The sequence below is a fragment of the Pseudoalteromonas sp. C8 genome, assembly GCF_011378685.1.
Classification (GTDB): domain Bacteria; phylum Pseudomonadota; class Gammaproteobacteria; order Enterobacterales; family Alteromonadaceae; genus Pseudoalteromonas; species Pseudoalteromonas arctica.
This window is the reverse complement of the sequence record NZ_WTKT01000012.1, coordinates 1-17841: the sequence shown is the minus strand read 5'-3', so window position 1 is coordinate 17841 and position 17841 is coordinate 1. Positions and strand designations below refer to the sequence as shown.

Annotated in this window: 16 protein-coding genes; 9 read left to right on the top strand and 7 right to left on the bottom strand. The window is 38.3% G+C overall.

Going from position 1 to position 17841, the window contains the following annotated elements; genetic code table 11:
• Positions 1-91: 91 nt before the first annotated feature.
• Together GQR39_RS12605 and GQR39_RS12600 are read right to left on the bottom strand one after the other, a co-directional pair.
• Positions 92-1948, bottom strand: a complete 1857-nt coding sequence (locus GQR39_RS12605) for a cytochrome c/FTR1 family iron permease (protein WP_165735817.1) — start codon at positions 1946-1948, stop codon at positions 92-94.
• 283 nt (positions 1949-2231) lie between these two features.
• Complete coding sequence (locus GQR39_RS12600; RefSeq protein WP_007580638.1) at positions 2232-3515, bottom strand: sodium:proton antiporter; 1284 nt, start codon at positions 3513-3515, stop codon at positions 2232-2234.
• A 332-nt stretch (positions 3516-3847) separates the two neighbouring features.
• On the opposite strand from GQR39_RS12600, the gene GQR39_RS12595 reads away from it, so the two are divergent.
• The 3 genes from GQR39_RS12595 (at position 3848) to GQR39_RS12585 (ending at position 6873) form a co-directional block, all read left to right on the top strand.
• Positions 3848-5764, top strand: a complete 1917-nt coding sequence (locus GQR39_RS12595) for an ATP-dependent DNA helicase (RefSeq protein WP_101163490.1) — start codon at positions 3848-3850, stop codon at positions 5762-5764.
• 9 nt (positions 5765-5773) lie between these two features.
• A complete protein-coding gene (gene tsaB / locus GQR39_RS12590; RefSeq protein WP_165722031.1) occupies positions 5774-6475 on the top strand; it encodes a tRNA (adenosine(37)-N6)-threonylcarbamoyltransferase complex dimerization subunit type 1 TsaB in 702 nt (233 codons plus the stop codon).
• A 68-nt stretch (positions 6476-6543) separates the two neighbouring features.
• Entirely contained in the window at positions 6544-6873 is a 330-nt protein-coding gene (locus tag GQR39_RS12585; protein WP_007580633.1) for a hypothetical protein, read from the top strand.
• A gap of 257 nt (positions 6874-7130) precedes the next feature.
• On the opposite strand, the gene GQR39_RS12580 is transcribed toward GQR39_RS12585, so the two are convergent.
• Positions 7131-8420: an alkaline phosphatase gene (locus tag GQR39_RS12580; RefSeq protein WP_165735760.1), complete on the bottom strand. Its 1290-nt coding sequence runs from the start codon at positions 8418-8420 to the stop codon at positions 7131-7133.
• 415 nt (positions 8421-8835) lie between these two features.
• On the opposite strand from GQR39_RS12580, the gene GQR39_RS12575 reads away from it, so the two are divergent.
• The 3 genes from GQR39_RS12575 (at position 8836) to rnd (ending at position 12637) form a co-directional block, all read left to right on the top strand.
• Positions 8836-9687: an alpha/beta hydrolase gene (locus GQR39_RS12575; protein ID WP_165735759.1), complete on the top strand. Its 852-nt coding sequence runs from the start codon at positions 8836-8838 to the stop codon at positions 9685-9687.
• Positions 9688-9802: 115 nt separating this feature from the next.
• On the top strand, positions 9803-11455 hold the full coding sequence (gene fadD / locus GQR39_RS12570) for a long-chain-fatty-acid--CoA ligase FadD (RefSeq protein ID WP_007580629.1): 1653 nt from the start codon (positions 9803-9805) through the stop codon (positions 11453-11455).
• A gap of 51 nt (positions 11456-11506) precedes the next feature.
• Positions 11507-12637: a ribonuclease D gene (gene rnd, locus GQR39_RS12565; RefSeq protein WP_007583273.1), complete on the top strand. Its 1131-nt coding sequence runs from the start codon at positions 11507-11509 to the stop codon at positions 12635-12637.
• Between the two features lie 64 nt (positions 12638-12701).
• On the opposite strand, the gene minE is transcribed toward rnd, so the two are convergent.
• Genes minE through minC form a run of 3 tightly spaced genes read right to left on the bottom strand, consistent with a single transcriptional unit; the run spans position 12702 to position 14486 of the window.
• Positions 12702-12965 (bottom strand): cell division topological specificity factor MinE, encoded by a 264-nt coding sequence (gene minE, locus GQR39_RS12560; RefSeq protein WP_004334706.1) that lies wholly within the window; start codon positions 12963-12965, stop codon positions 12702-12704.
• A 1-nt stretch (position 12966) separates the two neighbouring features.
• Complete coding sequence (minD, locus tag GQR39_RS12555) at positions 12967-13776, bottom strand: septum site-determining protein MinD (protein ID WP_007583272.1); 810 nt, start codon at positions 13774-13776, stop codon at positions 12967-12969.
• Positions 13777-13781: 5 nt separating this feature from the next.
• Positions 13782-14486, bottom strand: coding sequence for a septum site-determining protein MinC (minC, locus tag GQR39_RS12550; RefSeq protein WP_007583271.1), 705 nt, complete (start codon positions 14484-14486; stop codon positions 13782-13784).
• Positions 14487-14641: 155 nt separating this feature from the next.
• Here minC and GQR39_RS12545 point away from each other — a divergent pair, with 155 nt between their 5' ends.
• Both GQR39_RS12545 and GQR39_RS12540 read left to right on the top strand, forming a co-directional pair.
• Positions 14642-14923 carry a YcgL domain-containing protein gene (locus GQR39_RS12545; protein ID WP_007583270.1) on the top strand — a complete coding sequence of 94 codons (282 nt, stop codon included), beginning with the start codon at positions 14642-14644 and terminating at the stop codon, positions 14921-14923.
• Positions 14916-15932: a lytic murein transglycosylase gene (locus GQR39_RS12540; RefSeq protein ID WP_024594339.1), complete on the top strand. Its 1017-nt coding sequence runs from the start codon at positions 14916-14918 to the stop codon at positions 15930-15932. The genes GQR39_RS12545 and GQR39_RS12540 overlap by 8 nt, the downstream gene beginning before the upstream one ends.
• Positions 15933-15972: 40 nt before the next feature.
• On the opposite strand, the gene GQR39_RS12535 is transcribed toward GQR39_RS12540, so the two are convergent.
• Positions 15973-16518 carry a MarR family transcriptional regulator gene (locus tag GQR39_RS12535; RefSeq protein ID WP_010552940.1) on the bottom strand — a complete coding sequence of 182 codons (546 nt, stop codon included), beginning with the start codon at positions 16516-16518 and terminating at the stop codon, positions 15973-15975.
• A gap of 205 nt (positions 16519-16723) precedes the next feature.
• Between GQR39_RS12535 and adhP the strand changes: the two genes are divergently transcribed.
• Entirely contained in the window at positions 16724-17734 is a 1011-nt protein-coding gene (gene adhP / locus GQR39_RS12530) for an alcohol dehydrogenase AdhP (RefSeq protein WP_007583268.1), read from the top strand.
• Positions 17735-17841: the final 107 nt, after the last annotated feature.

Sequence of the window (17841 nt, the reverse complement as noted above, 5' to 3'; positions counted from 1 at the left end):
CATAAGCAATTAACTCAAAAAGGCCCTTGCGGGCCTTTTTACTATGTATTTTGCTTATGCCAATTAGCTTAAACTTTTAAGCAGATTGGCATTACTCTTGGTTTTTGCTTTTAAATATATAAAAGCTAAATATAGCGAACACACATACTTGAGCCACAATACCTTGCCATGTTGACTTTATACCAAGCCATGCAATATCAAAGCTCATTGGCAGTGACGCAATACCTATTATATCGGCCTCTTGTAATGCAATAACAGCTTTGCCCATAAGCACAAACGAGAGTGCAAATAATAGGTAAGTGGTAATTGCAAAAAACTTAGCAACCGGTAATTTAATTGAGTACTTAATTAATACCCACGTAATAATAGCCAGTATTGCTACAGCTATCGCAAAACCCGAAGCAATAGATGAATATTGAGCAGGCGAGCTTTGCGTTAATAAAGACTGATAGAACAGTACGGTTTCGAATACTTCACGGTATACGGCTATAAACGAAAGCCCTGCTAAACCCCATAATGTACCCGACTCAAGACGCTTATCTATATTGTCTTTGATGTATTTTTGCCATTGATGCGCACTGGTTTTACTGTGCATCCATACGCCAACATACAGTAAAATAACAGCGGCAAACAATGCACCAGCACCTTCCATAACTTCGCGACTTGCACCACTTATTTCTATTAATGTTTGTGCCGCAGCCCACGTTAAACCACCAGCAATAAGTGCGGTTACCCAACCAACATGTACATATTTAAGCGCGTCTTGGCGTTTAGTTTTAATAAGTACGGTCATAAGGGCAATAATAACGAGGAGTGCTTCTAGGCCTTCGCGTAGTAGTATAACTAAACTCGCTGAGAGGAGTGCACCATCAGTTAGTTTGGTTTCGTTTAGCATGCTATCTGCTTTAGCGAGTTGAGCTAGCGCTGCACTTACTTTTTCGCCAACGATGGCTGCATCTTTCTCGTTTTTAAATGTTTGGCGCAGGTTCATCAGTTGTACTTCGATGTTTTTACGCAGTGTTTCGTCGTAGGCATTTAAGTTGTTTTCAACAAGCTCAAAGCCATCTAGGTAAGCGCTAATTGCTAAATCACTTGCTTGTGAGTAATTGCCTTTAGCATGCGCGACTTGCGCTGCAAGCAACTGCGTGCGAGTAACCGTTATCGGATTCTTTTTACCGGTAAATAGTTGCTCTGGATTACCACGAAGCCATTTAACGTAATGTGCTTGTGCTTCACTTTGACCTGCCGATAATTGTGCAGGGTTTAAGTTTACAATCTGCGAAGCGGTAATGTTTTGCTCTAGATTTTGTGGTTTTTGAACATCTTTAAATGCCAAGCTACCTACATAAAAAGCTAAAGACCAACGTTGTTGTTCATTAAATTGAGTAAAAGCAACCATTGGCGTGTCGTTAATACCGTTACTTACAGCGTCAAATAACCCCATTAATGAGCGGTTAGTTGCGCGTTCTTCATCGGTAAAGTTGGTAGGCTCTGGCGATAAGTTTTTTGCAAGCGGGCCGTCGCCTTGACCACTAGGGCCGTGACACATTGAACAGTTAGCAGCAAAAAGCGCTTTGGTTTGCTCAACAGGAAGTAGTGATGCAGGTAACGATAGTTGCGGCATAAAGGTAAGTAGCGACTCGCGAAGCGCTGAGCTTGCTGCACGTACATCGGCAACACTCGCTTTATTGGCAATCGCTGAATGCAGGGCTTTAGCTTGTACCTTTACTGTATCAAACTCATTTGTTTGGCTTGATAGCTGTCCAGCTTGCTCAATAATAACGTGCGAAAATTCAGTCATTTCTTGATATTCGTCAGGATCAAGTATTTCACCATTCCCAACAGCTGCCACGTAATCAACACCTACATACTCTGCAAGCTGTGCAATTTGTTTTATTTTTGTTTGCTCATTAGGCGAGGCTGAAACACTAAAGCTTGCCATGACCATTATAAAAAGCATAAAAAAACATTGAAATTGTCGTTTGCTCAGAGACACCAAATTTAAAAACATGTGAGAATTATTTATGGACATCGAAAAGCCCTGTAGAGGAAAAGTCAAAATTATAATTGTTTTCATTTGCATTTCAAGCGGATTAATTTAAACAAAGCAGATAAATAAAAAGGATAACAATTTATAGAACTTTAAAGTGTTTTTGTAACACTTGAGTAACAGTAACCAAGTGATTTTTATAATAACTTGGTTACTGAATGTGTTGCAGACAAAGCATTTATTACTTGGCTTGCTCAGCAGACTTAATGCTGCTTTGAATAAGCGGCGAAATAGTTAAGCCTTGTACAATAATAGAAAATATAACCACTACGTAAGTAACAATAACGATTAGGTTATGTAGGTCTGAACCGCCTACAAAAACTTGCTCGCGTGGGATTGCTGCCGCCATTGCCAGAGCAAGGCCACCACGTAGTCCACCCCAGGTCAAAATTTTAACACTGTGTTTATCGTAAGTTCTAAAGCGTTTAAAAATTACAAATGGTGCGCCTACACTTATAAAGCGTGCTAGTAATACAACAGGTACCATTAATAAGCCTAAACCAATTTCTCCAAGCGTGATTGGCATAGTGACTATTAGCATACCTATTATTAAAAACAGTAGAGCATTTAGAAAGCTGTCGGTTGCATGCCAAAAATCTTTTACGTAGCGCGTGTCTTCGGGGCCCGTGCGCTCGGTTGCTTTAGTGCGGGTAATATTACCCATTAATATGCCACTGGTTACCATGGCAAGTGCGCCAGATATTTCCCAAATATTTGCTGCAGCAAAACCTGCTGTTGGGATAGTTAAGGTAATTAATAAGCGAATATTTACATCGCGGCTATTAATAATTAAAAAGTGGCCAACTAATGCAATGACTAAACCAAACGCAATGCCCCCTATTGCATCAACAAAGAATAGCTCTGCTATGTCACCAAATTGTGCATCGGTGCCATAAAAAGCAACAGAAAATATAGTGGTAAATATAACTAAACCAATACCATCGTTAAATAGCGACTCACCTTCTACTTGAACTGAGATGCCTTCTGGCGCTCGCATTTGTTTAATAATAGCAAGTACAGCGATAGGGTCGGTTGGGCTAATAAGCGCGCCAAACAGTAAACAATAAATAAAAGGGACATCAAAACCAAAAACTGAAAATAAATAAAAACTTAAATAACCCACTATAAATGTGGAGGCAATGGTTGAAAACAATACCAGGGCAGTAATTTCCCACCGCTGCTTACGCAGGGCAAGTAGGTTTATTTCGAGCGCACCCGCATAAAGTAAAAACCCCAACATGCCTTTAAGTAGTAACTCGTTAAAGTCAATACTGGAAACTATTTGGGTCATTGCTAATGCGTTCTGATCGCCTAATAATTTTACTGCAATAATCAGTAATAAAGAAATAACCACAGAGCCGGTAGTAATGGCAATTGTAGTTTGCATTTTGAGGATGTACTGGTTTGCAAAGGCTATAAAAATTGCAATTGCAGAGAGAAAACAAATGAGGTACCAAGCATTCATTGATTAACCTTAACTATTTTTTAAACGACACACAAAAAAGAGGATTATAAACCCGCGTATGGTACTCCTGTAATATTTGAGAGTCACAGTATTTATGCCTAAATATAGCTTTTAATGAGGATTGTTTTTAGTAAGAGTTAATAAGAAATGTGGCTTTGTAAATATTGTCATTATTAAATTAAATGTACGTTATAAATACAGTGTTTGTTGTAAACTTTAGTGGTTAATCACATTATTGAAACGTGTGTTGCATCATAAAATAAAAGTCGATTTTGTAATTACTTGCCCTAAATGCTTTGCTTACGTAAAATCCCGCTATTATTTATTTTAAAGTGATTGGTATTATCAAACAGCTGTTTAGTGCAACCGGACCTTTGGCGTCATCGTTGGATGGATATACGCCTCGCCAACCACAAATTGATATGGCAGTAGCTGTTGCAGATGCATTAAAAAACAGTTCGCAATTAGTTGTTGAAGCAGGCACGGGTACTGGTAAAACATTTGCATATTTAGCCCCTGCACTTAAATCAAAAGGCCGAACGATAATATCGACTGGTTCTAAAGCCTTACAAGAACAGTTATACCACCGCGATTTACCTCAATTAGTGAAAGCGCTTGGTGCTTCTAAAAAAACCGCCTTATTAAAAGGGCGTGCTAATTACTTATGTACCTACCGACTTAATCAGCATGTTGCGCATGTACCTACTGATGACTCCGACGTAATGCACCAACTAGCGATGGTAGCTAAGTTTGCCAGTGAAACGCAGTCAGGCGATTTAGCCGATTGTATTGGTATAGAAGATGACGCGAAAGTACTGCCTTATGTAAATTCAACAGCTGATAATTGCTTAGGTAAAGAGTGTCCAGATTTTCAAAGCTGTTATATACGCAAAGCACGTTTAACTGCGGCCGATGCCGACGTAGTTGTGATTAATCACCATTTATTTTTTGCCGACATGGCTGTAAAAGAAAGTGGCTTTGCTGAGCTTATGCCAAAAGCTGACGCGTATATATTTGATGAAGCCCACCAGTTAAGCGAAATTGCCAGTGATTATTTTGGTGAGAGTATTAGTACTAAAAAGCTGGTGGATTTAATTAATGATTTACGTGCTATTTATAGAGCCGAAATTCCCGATATGCTGCAGCTAGGTAAAAGCTTAAATAAGCTTGAAACAAGCGTTGCTGATTTACGATTACAGTTTGGTGTTGATGGCAGTAGAGGCGATTGGCGAGAAAAGCTAAGCGATAAACAAATATGTGCGGCACTTCATCGTGTGATCAGTGATTTAGATTTTGTTTATCAAGTACTTAAACTTTGCCTAGATAGAAGCGACAAAATTGAGCACCCGTTTGAGCGTGCACTTGCGTTTAAAGGGCAGTTAGAGCGGGTTTTTGATACAGCCCAAACCGGTTTTAGTTACTGGTATGAAACAACGCGCCGTTATTTAACTATTAATATAACGCCATTAAATGTATCCGCTAAATTTGCTCAAATGATGCAAGACACGGGCGCAGGCTTTGTATTTACATCAGCAACACTTTCGGTCGACAATAAACTAGAGCACTTTAATGCAAGCCTTGGTTTAAAACCAAAGCAAAGCATGATGGTAGATAGCCCGTTTGATTACCCTAATCAGGCGCTGCTGTGTTTACCGCGTTACTTACCTGAATCGCACGCTGATAATATGCCCCATGCGATTGTAAAATTAACACTTGAGCTTATAAAGTCAGCGCAAGGGCGTTGTTTTGTGTTATTTACGAGCTATCGAATGATGCACTTAGTTGCCGAAGGGCTCACCACACAAATAGACTACCCAGTTTATATGCAAGGGCAAATGTCTAAGCGTATTATTTTAGAGAAATTTACTCGCCATGGTAATGCGGTATTACTCGGCACGGCTTCTTTTTGGGAAGGTGTTGATGTACGCGGCAGTACACTAAGCTGTGTTATTATAGACAAATTGCCATTTGCAGCCCCTGACGATCCATTGCTTCAAGCTAAAATGCAAGATTGCCAAATGCAGGGAAAAGACCCTTTTTCACACATACAATTACCGCAGGCTGTTATTGCGCTAAAACAAGGTGTAGGGCGTTTAATTCGAGATAGTAAAGACAAAGGCGTACTTGTAATATGCGATAATCGCTTAGTTACACGCCAATATGGCCAAGTATTTTTAAAAAGCTTACCGCCGATGCGCCGCACGCGAAGCTTAGAAGATGCCAATACATTTTTAAAACAAATTAATTAGAGTAATAAAATGATCAAAAGTAATATTCTTGCCCTTGATGCTTCAACTGAAGCACTTTCAATTGTTTTACATTTTCAGGGCCAAACATTTCATCATTTTGAAGAATGTCCGCAGCAACATAGCCAAAAAATACTTCCACTTGTGGATGAGCTATTAACTAAAGCAAACTGTAAATTAAAAGACTTAGATGTCATTGGTTTTGGGCAAGGCCCGGGCAGTTTTACTGGTGTGCGTATTAGTGTAGCAATAGCACAAGGTTTAGCGTATTCAACTAATTTGCCGCTTGTAGGTGTGTCTACTTTGGCTATTATGGCGCAACAAGCATTTGAACAAAACGGTAGTGTGAGTGTTTATCCAAGCATAGATGCACGCATGGGTGAGATATACTTTGCACATTACCAAGCGCAAAATAATCTAATGCTTTTAGTTAACCAAGAATGCGTTATAAAACCTGATTTACTAAACAATGATTATATAGCGACCAGTGAGCCATCTGTAGCGGTAGGCACGGGCTTTAAAACCTATCCTGATGCGCTTAATGACTTTGAAAACGTGACAATTAATACTGATATTACATTGCCTGATGCGCGTTATATGTTAGCGCATGTTGAAGCCGCGTTTTTAGCGGGTGATGTTGTAAAAGCGAGTGACGCTCAACCTAAATATGTGCGCGATACGGTAACGTGGAAAAAGCTACCAGGACGTGAGTAATCATATTATTTGCAAATTGGTTGTTTTTAAATCATAATTTTATGCAATATTAAGGTTGGAGACGCGTAATGACGCTGCCTATTGGTTCAGGTTTTTTTACCGGAGATATTCCGGGTAGGGTTAGCCCTACTAAAGTTGTTACTAATAAACCACAGAGTTTATTAGACCAGCCGGCTGCTCAAAAAACGAATACCGATTATGTAAAAAGCAGTGTCGAGGGCGTCGAACTGGCTAATCAACTGTTTAAAAGCAGTGCTAAAAGCAATGAATACAGCCAAACAATTTACGACCAACCGACAGCTCAAGTAAGTAAAGCGATTTCTACTTATACTGAATTTGCCAATTTAGAACGCAGAGCCGAAGTACAAAATTTAATAGGCGTTGATATATACGCTTAAAGCTCATTCAAACGTTTTAGATAAATACAGTGATAAAATTCAATAAAAAGCCCGAACATGTGTTCGGGCTTTTTGTGTTAAAAACGAGGTGAAATTATACCAATTCGCTTAATTAAGTGATCTATTTTGAGGGAAGAAAATCGTGTCGATAACAAGGCAAAAATTTCGTTATTTAGTTGTTCTATATCAGAAATTTTTAACGTAGTTAACGTAAGATTTAACCCCTCAAATTGATTAAGTATTATTGCGGATTGGTATTACTGTTCAATAAAGCCAATTAGCTTATCGGCAATATCAGTATTATTTTGTGAGCCAATAAATTGCTCACTGCCTTTGCCATAGGCAAATACTTGAACGTCTACAGCGGTGTGTCCGCCGGTTGTCCAGCCAGTAAAGCTCGCATCACTAATAATACTTTTAACAGCTAAATTAAGCGCTTTTTCGCCCATTTTTTTAGCTTGCTCAAGTTTGATTTGGTTTTCAGTTGTAAATTCAATATTGGTGTTAGCAGTCCATACTGGTTTTAAGTCTTTAGACTCCATAAGTTTGTCTGTTAACTTACTAGCCGTTGCCTTAACACCTTTAATTACGTCTGTTTCCCATTTAAATTGGCCGTGCGAACCAATAGTTAAGCCGCCCGTTGAGTGATCGGCTGTAACTACAAGTATAGTGTCTTTATTTTTATCAACGTACGCTTTTGCTTTTTCGATTGATTTAGCAAAGTCGTCCATTTCAGCCATCGCACAGGCTATATCGTTAGAGTGACCACACCAATCAATTTGGCTGCCCTCAATCATCACAAAAAAGCCTTCTTCGTTCTGGTTATCTAGTAAACCAAGCGCTTTAGATGTTAACTGAGTAAGGCGAGTTGGGTTTATATCAAGTGCAAATGGCAGGCCTTTGCTCGCATACAAACCTATGGCAGGTATTTGTGTGATTTGGCCCAGATTATTAATATCGTCACCGTATTGGTAACCTGCCGCTTTAAATTCTTCAACTAAATTCCGGTCATCACGAATAAAATATTTAGTACCGCCACCTAGCATTAAATCAACGGGTAATTTACCAGCAATCTTATTATCAATATAATCGTTGGCAATATCATCGTAGTTGTAACGAGATTCATTGTGAGCTGTAAAGCTAGCAGGCGTTGCATGGTTTATTTGTGACGTTACAACAAGCGCTGTTGTCATACCGCGCTCTTTTGCCATTTCAAGCATGGTTTTAACTGGCTTTTTATCTGTATCTACAGCAACTGCACCATTATAACTTTTATGGCCGCTACTAAGCGCTGTAGCACCCGCAGCACTGTCTGTTACATAAGTATGGTCATCAGGGTAGGTGTGAGCCATGCCTTTTAAAATAGTGTCAAAAACCGTGCCTTCTACTTCTTTTGTTGCAGGGTCATCTTTAAAATAGCGATAAGCCGTGGTGTAAGCCGGACCCATGCCGTCACCAATCATATAAATTACATTTTTAGGTGCTGATTCTGCGTAAGCACCAGAAGCGGTGCATAAAAGTGCCAATAAGCTGATCTGTTTTTTCATGGTTGTACCTTATGAGTGTACCTTATTTAATAGCCGCTGATATTGTATACAGATAGGATGATAAATAAATGAATATCTGAGATATTTATAATTTATACTTTGATTTTATATACATAGAATTGTAGTTAACGCTGTTAGTTCTATTTATTTAAATTATACTAGTTATAAACTATCTATATATGGTGCTCTCACCTTTTATTTGTTTAAAAGGTACTCAAAATTAATATGTTAAAAAAACTTTGCTTATTACTCCATTTTTAAGCTATTGAAAATATTTAGTTTTGTTTTCTACTCAGTGCTATATTTGATACCAGGAAGATAATTAAAGCGTGAATTTGGCACCATTTTCTAAGTTAGTGGTCTGACAACTTGTATGCTATAAATAATGATGCTCTAAATTAATAAAGGACTTACCGTGCAGCCATTTAATATTGAAACAAATAATTTAAATATTCATGGCTTAAAAGTAGGTTCAGGGAACGAAATAGTAATAGCGTTGCATGGGTGGTTAGACAACTGCCATAGCTTTATGCCAATGTTAAACAACGTTAACCCAGAGCACACTTGGTACTGCATTGACTTTGTTGGGCACGGTTTATCGTCTTGGCGAAGTGATGACGCACACTATTATTTTATTGATTATATTGATGATGTGTACCAACTTATAAATGCGCTTGGTGTTAAAAAAATACATTTAGTAGGTCATTCAATGGGGGCTATGGTTGCAGGTCTTTTTGCTAGCTGCTTTAGCGATTATGTAAAGTCTGTTACCTTTATTGAGGGAATTGGTTGTGTTACAACCCCGAGTGAAGGTGTGTGTGAACAGTTAAAAAGTGCAGTACTAAATAGAGCGCGTTTAAAAAATAAAAAGTCGAGAATTTATAAATCGAAAGAACTTATTTATGAAGCACGCGCTCAAACAACCGATTTAAATAGCGAGCTTATTACGCTATTAATGCAGCGAAATATAAAACAGGTTCGAGATGGTTTTGTGCTAACAACAGATCCAAAGCTCAAAAATCACTCAGGTTTTAGGTTTGATGAGGCGCAATGTATTGGTGCAATAAAAGATTTAATTGCACCATGTCAATTAATTTTAGGTAACGAAGGTTATTCGTTTGTAAAACAAAATTTGGCAAAGTATATTAGTTATTACAATAGCTTGAAGGTCATTAATGTAGATGGTGGGCATCATTGCCACATGCAAAGCAGTGAACACTGTTTTGAGCATATTCAAGACTTTATGCTGCAAAATGGTGCATGTTAATTGTAAGTTTGTGTTAAATGTGGGATTATTCCTGCATTAGAGTATTTGCTCAATTGTTAAAGCGCCTTACTTAGATTAAGGTTAATAAAAATATAATTATAAACAGGGGCTAAGAGTGGAAAAAATCTGGCTTAAGCGCTACCCAGAGGGTATGCCTGAAACAATCGATCCTGAGCATTACAACTCGTTACTCGAAGTGTTCGAAAAAAGTTTTAGTGACTACACCGATTTACCTGCATTTACGAATATGGGTAAAACGATGTCTTACGATGAAATAGACACAGCAACAAAAAAAGTTGCTTCCTATATTCAAAATGATTTGGGTCTTAAAAAAGGCGACAAAGTTGCCGTAATGATGCCTAATTTACTACAAACACCAGTCACAATTTTAGGTGTTTTGCGTGCAGGTTGTGTGGTTGTAAATGTTAACCCACTTTACACAGTACGTGAATTAGAGCATCAGCTAAAAGACTCTGACACTACGGCTATTTTCATCCTAGCAAACTTTGCTGACACACTTGAAAAGTCACTTGCTCATACTGATGTTAAACATATCGTGGTTACGCAAGTAGGCGATATGGTTGGCGGGCTTAAAAAGCATGTCGTTAACTTTGTTGTGAAGCACATTAAAAAAATGGTGCCAAAGTTCAACTTGCCTAACACAATTAAATTTTCAGACGTTTTAGCTGCAGATGAAGCTAAATATACGCGCCCTGAAATGAGCTTGTCTGATCTTGCATTTTTACAGTACACCGGCGGCACAACAGGTGTATCTAAAGGGGCAATGCTGAGCCATGGCAACATGGTTGGTAACCTTGAACAAGTTTCAGGTTGTTTAGACAAAGTGTTAAACCGTGGTGAAGAAGTGGTTGTGACTGCTTTACCGCTTTATCATATATTTGCCTTAACAGCTAACTGCCTAACATTTATGAAGTACGGTGGTTTAAATATATTAATTACAAACCCACGAGATATGCCTGGGTTTGTTAAAGAGTTGGGTCAACATAATTTCACAGCTATTACCGGTGTTAATACATTATTTAACGGTTTATTAAACACACCAGGTTTTGCTGAACTTGATTTTAGTCATTTAAAAATGTCTTTAGGCGGCGGTATGGCCGTTCAACGTCCTGTTGCTGAAAAATGGCAAAAAGTGACTGGCTCAAAATTAATGGAAGGTTATGGCCTTACAGAATGTTCTCCTTTAGTTACTATTAGTCCTTTTGATTTGAAAGCATATAATGGCTCTATTGGTTTACCAGCGCCTAACACTGATATTAAATTGGTTTTAGATAACGGCGAAGAAGCCGCTAAAGGTGAACCTGGCGAGCTTTGTGTTAAAGGCCCGCAAGTCATGGTTGGTTATTACAAACGACCAGATGCAACCGCTGAATGTTTAAAAGACGGCTGGTTTGCTACAGGTGATATTGCGACTTATGATGACGAAGGTTTCTTCTTTATTGTAGATCGTAAAAAAGACATGATCATCGTATCTGGCTTTAATGTTTTCCCTAATGAGATTGAAGAAGTAGTGGCTATGCACGAAGGTGTGCTTGAAGTAGCTGCTATCGGTATTCCTCACGATGTAAGTGGTGAACAAGTTAAAGTTTTTGTTGTGAAAAAAGACCCTTCTTTAACTGAAAAAGATATAATAAGTCACTGTCGTGATAATTTAACTAATTACAAGGTCCCCAAGCTGGTAGAGTTTAGGGATGAGTTACCTAAAACTAACGTAGGTAAGATACTCCGAAGAGCCTTGAAAGATTAGCAACCTATAAAAAAGCCGACATATGTCGGCTTTTTTATTGTAGGAGATTAAGTGCAATACCAATTGATCGAAACCCAAAATCAACTGAACACTTTTGTTGAACAAATAAAAAATAAACCTATTTTAGCTATTGATACTGAGTTTATGCGTCGTCGTACTTTGTATCCAGAAGTTGCACTTATCCAAGTTTTTGATGGTGAGCATTTAGCGCTTATTGACCCATTAGCGGAACTTTCACTATTTGATTTTTGGGAAATACTTAAAGATCCTGCAGTTTTAAAAGTACTGCATTCTCCTTCAGAAGATATTGAAGTTTTTCAAAAGTACGCAGGCTTTGTCCCAGCCCCATTATTTGATACACAATTTGCGTTGCAGCTACTCGGTGAAGGTAACTGTATGGGTTTTGCTCTTATGGTAAAAGAACTGCAAGGTATTGAAATAGATAAAAGCGAGTCACGCACTAACTGGCTGCAACGCCCGTTAACTAAAAAACAATTAGACTACGCGGCTGCTGATACTTTTTACTTATTACCGTGTTTTGAGCTGATTATTGATCGCATTAATGCCGCTGGCTTCTTTGACATTGTAATAAACGAAAGTGAATTGATTGCCAAAAAACGTGCATTTCAAACACCTGACGAACTTTTATATAAAGATATTAAAAATGCATGGCAACTTAAACCGCACGAACTGGCGGTGTTAAAAGAGCTTGCTGTATGGCGAAGAAATAAAGCTATCAAGAAAAATTTGGCGCTTAATTTTGTGTTAAAAGAACATAACATGACTGAAATTGCCAAACGTGGTCCTTCAAGTTTAAACGCTCTACGTCAAATTCCAGGTGTTGAAGCTATTGAAGTTAATCGCTCTGGTGTCGATATAATAAAGTGTATTGAAGCTGCCAAAGAAGTTCCAGATGCTCAGCACCCTGATGTACTTAAGCGCTTAATTGATTTTCCTACTTATAAAAAAGTAGCAAAAGATATAAAACAAAAAATCACTAAAGTAGCTAAAGAGCACAATATACCAGAAGACGTTATGGCCTCTAAAAAGCAAGTCAATCAACTGATTAGTTGGAATTGGAAGCTAACTAATGAGCAAAAACAGAGTCATATAAAGCCTGACTTACTGAGCTCTTGGCGATATACCTACGTTAAAGACGCTTTAAAAGAATGGGATACTTAAGACTAGATATTTAGAAAGTTATTGCGAAAATAAAGAGGGCGCTTATAAAGCGCCCTTTCTTCAATTACTTCTTTTCTTCATCAGGTAGCGTAACGTTTAGCTCAAGTACGGCTAAATCGTCTTCGTTCTGATCAAACTGAACCTGAACTGCATCGGTACTTACGTTCACGTATTTACGGATCACATCTAAAATGTCTTGTTTTAATTGTGGTAAGTAATCCGGCGTTCCTCGTTGAGAACGCTCGTGCGCGACAATGATCTGCAATCGCTCTTTTGCTAGTGACGCACTGTTTTTCTTTTCTGAGCGGAAGTAGTCAAGTAAAGACACGTTAACCTCCAAAAATCCGTTTAAATAAGCCTTTTTTCTCAACGTCTAAGAAGCGAAAATCGACGGTTTCACCTAGTAAGCGGTTAATTGCATCAGAATAAGCTTGGCCTGCATCAGATTCTGTATCCAATATAACAGGTTGGCCTGAGTTTGAAGCACTTAATACCGCTTGCGATTCAGGAATAACACCTAATAGTGGGATTGACAGAATATCTTGCACATCTTCTACCGATAGCATTTCACCTTTTTCAACACGACTAGGATTATAGCGTGTTAATAGTAAGTGTTCTTTAATGTTTTCTAGGCCTTCTTCAGCACGTTTTGATTTGCTGTGTAAAATACCTAAGATACGATCTGAATCTCGAACTGACGACACTTCTGGATTTGTTGTCACGATTGCTTCGTCAGCAAAGTACATTGCCATCATAGCGCCAGCTTCAATGCCTGCTGGTGAATCACACACAATGTAATCAAAGTCTTCTTTTAATTCGTTTAATACGCGTTCAACACCTTCACGAGTTAATGCGTCTTTATCACGAGTTTGTGAAGCGGGTAGTAAAAATAATTTATCTACACGTTTATCTTTAATAAGCGCCTGGTTAAGGTTTGCCTCACCATTAATTACGTTTACAAAGTCATAAACAACACGGCGTTCACAACCCATAATTAAATCTAAGTTACGTAAACCAATATCAAAGTCGATAATAACTGTTTTATAGCCTTTTAACGCTAAGCCTGTGCCAATTGCAGCACTTGATGTTGTTTTACCAACACCGCCTTTACCTGAGGTAACGACAATTACTTTTGCCATGAGATTTATCCTTTAACCAAAGCTGAAATTTCTAATGATTCGTCTTTTTGTTGTATTTGCACTGCATTTCCCCAATGTTCACCTTGTAGTGAATCACTGATCCAGTAGTTACCATCTATTGAAACCAGCTCGGCCTCAAGTTTTTGGCAAAAAATGTGTGCTTCTTTAAAACCTTTTGCGCCTGCAATAGCGCGACCGCGTAGCGTGCCATAAATATGCACATTTCCATCGGCAATAACTTCAGCACCATGACTAACCGCGCCAAGTACTATCAAATCTCTATCTTTTGCATACACTTGTTGTCCAGAGCGAACTGTACCGCTAATAATTTGCGCTGGTAAATGCACTGTTTTTTCTACAATCGACGTATTAGCCTCTTGTTTAACAGGTTCGCTCTTGACGTCTTGTGAATAATTCAAAACAGATAAGCCAGCAGCTTTAGCTTGTGTATGTTGCTCATCTGAGCCATTACATACACCAACAGCGTTAAAGCTCATACGCTCGATTAATGACTTTAAGTGTACAAAATCAAGTGAACTGTTTTTAATTTCAATTAAATTAACAACAATAGGAGCACCCTCAAAAAACTTAGGGGCCTGGGCTATTTTTATATATAGTTGTTCTGCTAAAAGGTTTATATCAGTACTATAAAGATGTAAAACTGATAACGTAAAAAGATTCCCTTTTAACTCAAAAATTTGGTCCGACATACACGCTCAATTGAATTGTCTGATTAGAAATTAATTTTAGATAAACGTAGGCTGAATAGGGCCTTTATTGAAATTTCTAATCTAATTTTTCTAACTTATTATTACTCTCATGTTATAGTGTGCGGCATTGTTAAGCAAGAATTTATAGGGTCATAATGCTCACTGCAGTATATAAAAGTAAGAAAAAAGCGGATACGTTCTTATTTGTTGAAAAAAGAGATGATTTTGACAAAGTTCCGGAACCTTTAATGGCTATGTTTGGTCAACCTCTTTATGTGATGATCATCAACTTAGCAAAACGTGAGCATTTAGGTGGGTCTGATTTAGAAGCAGTAAAAGGTGCACTAAGTGATCAGGGTTATTATTTACAACTTCCTCCACCGGAACAAAATTTGCTAAGTCAGTTACGAAAAGAAAATGGAGTTGATAGTGATTAAAAAACTTATCGTTATATTATGTGGTGTATGTTTAAGCTCATCTGTGATGGCAAAAACACAGGCCGAATTTCAAGATTATTTAGCAAATTTAAAGCAAGAAGCCATCTCAAAAGGTTACGAAGCCAAACTTATTGATGATGCTTTTGCAACAGCAACATATAAAGAAAAAGTGGTTTCGGCTGATAAAAACCAGCCAGAAGTAAAAGAAACCCTCGAAACGTATTTACCAAAACGTGTACCACAGTGGAAAATAGACCGCGCACGCAAGCTTTATGCAGAAAACAAAGATGTACTTGAAAAAGTAGCGAAAGAGTTTGGCGTACAAGCACGCTTTATAGTGGCCTTGTGGGGACTTGAAAGTAATTTTGGCGCCATTCAAGGTGGCCATAATGTTATCGCATCGTTAGTAACGCTTGCTTTTGATGGACGCCGAGAAGCGCTTTATAAGCGCCAACTTTGGGCTGCACTCGACATTTTAAAATCGGGCCATATCACGCTTGATAAATTTAAAGGCTCATGGGCAGGCGCAATGGGGCAAACGCAATTTATGCCAACTTCATTTAATGCTTACGCGGTTGATTACAATAATGATGGCCGTAAAGATATTTGGACCACAAAGGAAGATGCTTTTGCTTCAATTGCTAACTATTTAAAGCAAGAAGGCTGGAACGACTCTCTTACGTGGGGTCGCCAAGTACAGTTACCTGAAAACTTTGATAGTAAATACGTTTTAGTGCGTGGTACAAAAACGCGCAAGCAGTGGCTAGAATATTGGAATGATTCTGAGCGCTCATTAGCTGATTGGCAAGCACTGGGTGTTCGTAAAGCTGATGGCTCTGATTTACCTAATGTAGACGTACGTGCTGCGCTGGTTATGCCTGATGATATAAATGGCCGTATGTACTTAGCGTACGATAACTACAAAGTGTTTATGCATTGGAATCGCTCGTATTACTTTGCTACTAGCGTAGGTTACTTGTCGGATAGAATTGGTTATCCAAAAATCTAATTATTAAAATATACATATAAATAAAGCCGCAATTGCGGCTTTATTCTTTTTTGAATATCTTATCTTTTAAGTCAATAACTTTACCAATTCCAGAACCTAGCTTCATCAGCTTATTAAGTTGCTCTGGCGTTAAACGTTGCAGCTCTGATGACCATTTAGTGACAGTTTCAAGTAGGTTGTGAATTTCCCCCATTTGTTTTTGTGCATAAAGCTCATCGTCGTTACTGGCTTCGTCTAATAAGTTATCGCGTAGTAATGTTAAGGTGGGCTCAATTTCGCGCTTTTTACGTTCTTCAAATACGCGATTTGCCATATCCCAAATATCGCCAGCAGGGGCGTAGTACTCTTTTCGATCGCCAGGAATATGCTGCACTTTAATTAATTGCCACGATTGCAACTCTTTAATACCCATGCTTACATTACCGCGAGAAATACTAAGCGCATCTGCAATCTCATTGGCTGTCATTGGATTTTTAGTAATAATCAGCAAACCACACATTTGCCCAATCGTACGATTGAATCCCCAGCGGCTGCCCATCTCACCACAATGCATTACAAAGGCAAAATTCTTTTCGGATAAACTCATAGCTTAGTAACTTTCAGTAATTTCAGAAAGTAAATGCTAGCACGCTCATTTTGGATAGCAAGTTCTTAGCCATTTTATAAATTGATTTTAACGACTAAAGTATGATTTAGATTAATATTTATACATCTATATTGGGATATGTTGTACACAACAATACGTAAATAAATCCTTATTTTTAATTTTTTTCACATACGATGGAATGACTATGAAAGCTGCAATTAATAATGAATACAAAGGTAAATTACAAATAACAGATCTGCCAATTCCTGAGGTTGGAATAAACGACGTTTTAGTAAAAATAGCCGCTTGTGGCGTTTGCCACACCGATTTACATGCCTGTCATGGTGATTGGCCGGTAAAGCCAAAAATGCCATTAGTTCCAGGGCATGAAGGAGTTGGTGTTATTGATAAAGTTGGAAGCAACATTAAGCACTTAGAAGTTGGCGATAGAGTGGGTATTCCTTGGCTCTATAGTGCATGTGGGCACTGTGAGTTTTGCCTAGATGGCAAAGAAACACTGTGTTTATCGCAGCATAATACTGGCTATTCTATTGATGGTAGCTATGCAGAATATTGTTTGGCTCACGGTGATTATGTTGTAAAAATACCTGAGGGATTAGGCTTTTCTGAAGCTGCTCCATTATTTTGTGCAGGTGTTACAACCTATAAAGCATTGAAAGTATCCGGTGCTAAACCTGGGCAGTGGGTTGCTATTGTTGGTGTAGGCGGGCTTGGTCATTTAGCAGTACAGTACGCTAAAGCAATGGGTTTTAATGTAATAGCTGTTGATACAGGTAAAGAAAAACTCGCGCTTGCTAAAGAGCTTGGCGCAGATATAACACTCGACTTTAAAGAAGTTGTTCCTAGCGAAGCTATTTTTGAACAAGTAGGTGGCGCGCATGGCGTTGTGTGTACTGCGGTATCTAAAGCTGGGTTTGAACAAGCTTATAAAAGTGTACGCCGTGGCGGTAAATGTGTATTAGTGGGATTACCTCCAGAGGATATGCCGCTTCCTATTTTTGATACTGTGCTTAATGGCGTGTCAGTAGTGGGCTCTATTGTTGGTACACGTAAAGATTTGCAAGAATGCTTGGAATTTGCAGCGCAAGGTAAAGTAAAAGCGATTATTGAAGAAAAACGCTTAGAGGACATTAACGAGATTTTTGATGATATGCTCAAAGGTGAAATTAACGGTCGCATAGTGGTTACTATTTAATTTAGATTAAGCGTTTATAAAACACAAAAAAGCACGGCTTCTAAATTAGAAAACCGTGCTTTTTAAGTATTTAACTAACCTGAGCTCTGCTTGAGATAGATTTATTA

Excerpts from the sequence above, each read along its gene's own strand:
- GQR39_RS12605 (WP_165735817.1), bottom strand. The coding sequence starts at position 1,948 with ATGGTCATGGCAAGCTTTAGTGTTTCAGCCTCGCCTAATGAGCAAACA.
- GQR39_RS12600 (WP_007580638.1), bottom strand. The coding sequence starts at position 3,515 with ATGAATGCTTGGTACCTCATTTGTTTTCTCTCTGCAATTGCAATTTTT.
- tsaB (WP_165722031.1), top strand. The coding sequence starts at position 5,774 with ATGATCAAAAGTAATATTCTTGCCCTTGATGCTTCAACTGAAGCACTT.
- GQR39_RS12585 (WP_007580633.1), top strand. The coding sequence starts at position 6,544 with ATGACGCTGCCTATTGGTTCAGGTTTTTTTACCGGAGATATTCCGGGT.
- GQR39_RS12580 (WP_165735760.1), bottom strand. The coding sequence starts at position 8,420 with ATGAAAAAACAGATCAGCTTATTGGCACTTTTATGCACCGCTTCTGGT.
- minD (WP_007583272.1), bottom strand. The coding sequence starts at position 13,776 with ATGGCAAAAGTAATTGTCGTTACCTCAGGTAAAGGCGGTGTTGGTAAA.
- minC (WP_007583271.1), bottom strand. The coding sequence starts at position 14,486 with ATGTCGGACCAAATTTTTGAGTTAAAAGGGAATCTTTTTACGTTATCA.
- GQR39_RS12545 (WP_007583270.1), top strand. The coding sequence starts at position 14,642 with ATGCTCACTGCAGTATATAAAAGTAAGAAAAAAGCGGATACGTTCTTA.
- GQR39_RS12535 (WP_010552940.1), bottom strand. The coding sequence starts at position 16,518 with ATGAGTTTATCCGAAAAGAATTTTGCCTTTGTAATGCATTGTGGTGAG.
- adhP (WP_007583268.1), top strand. The coding sequence starts at position 16,724 with ATGAAAGCTGCAATTAATAATGAATACAAAGGTAAATTACAAATAACA.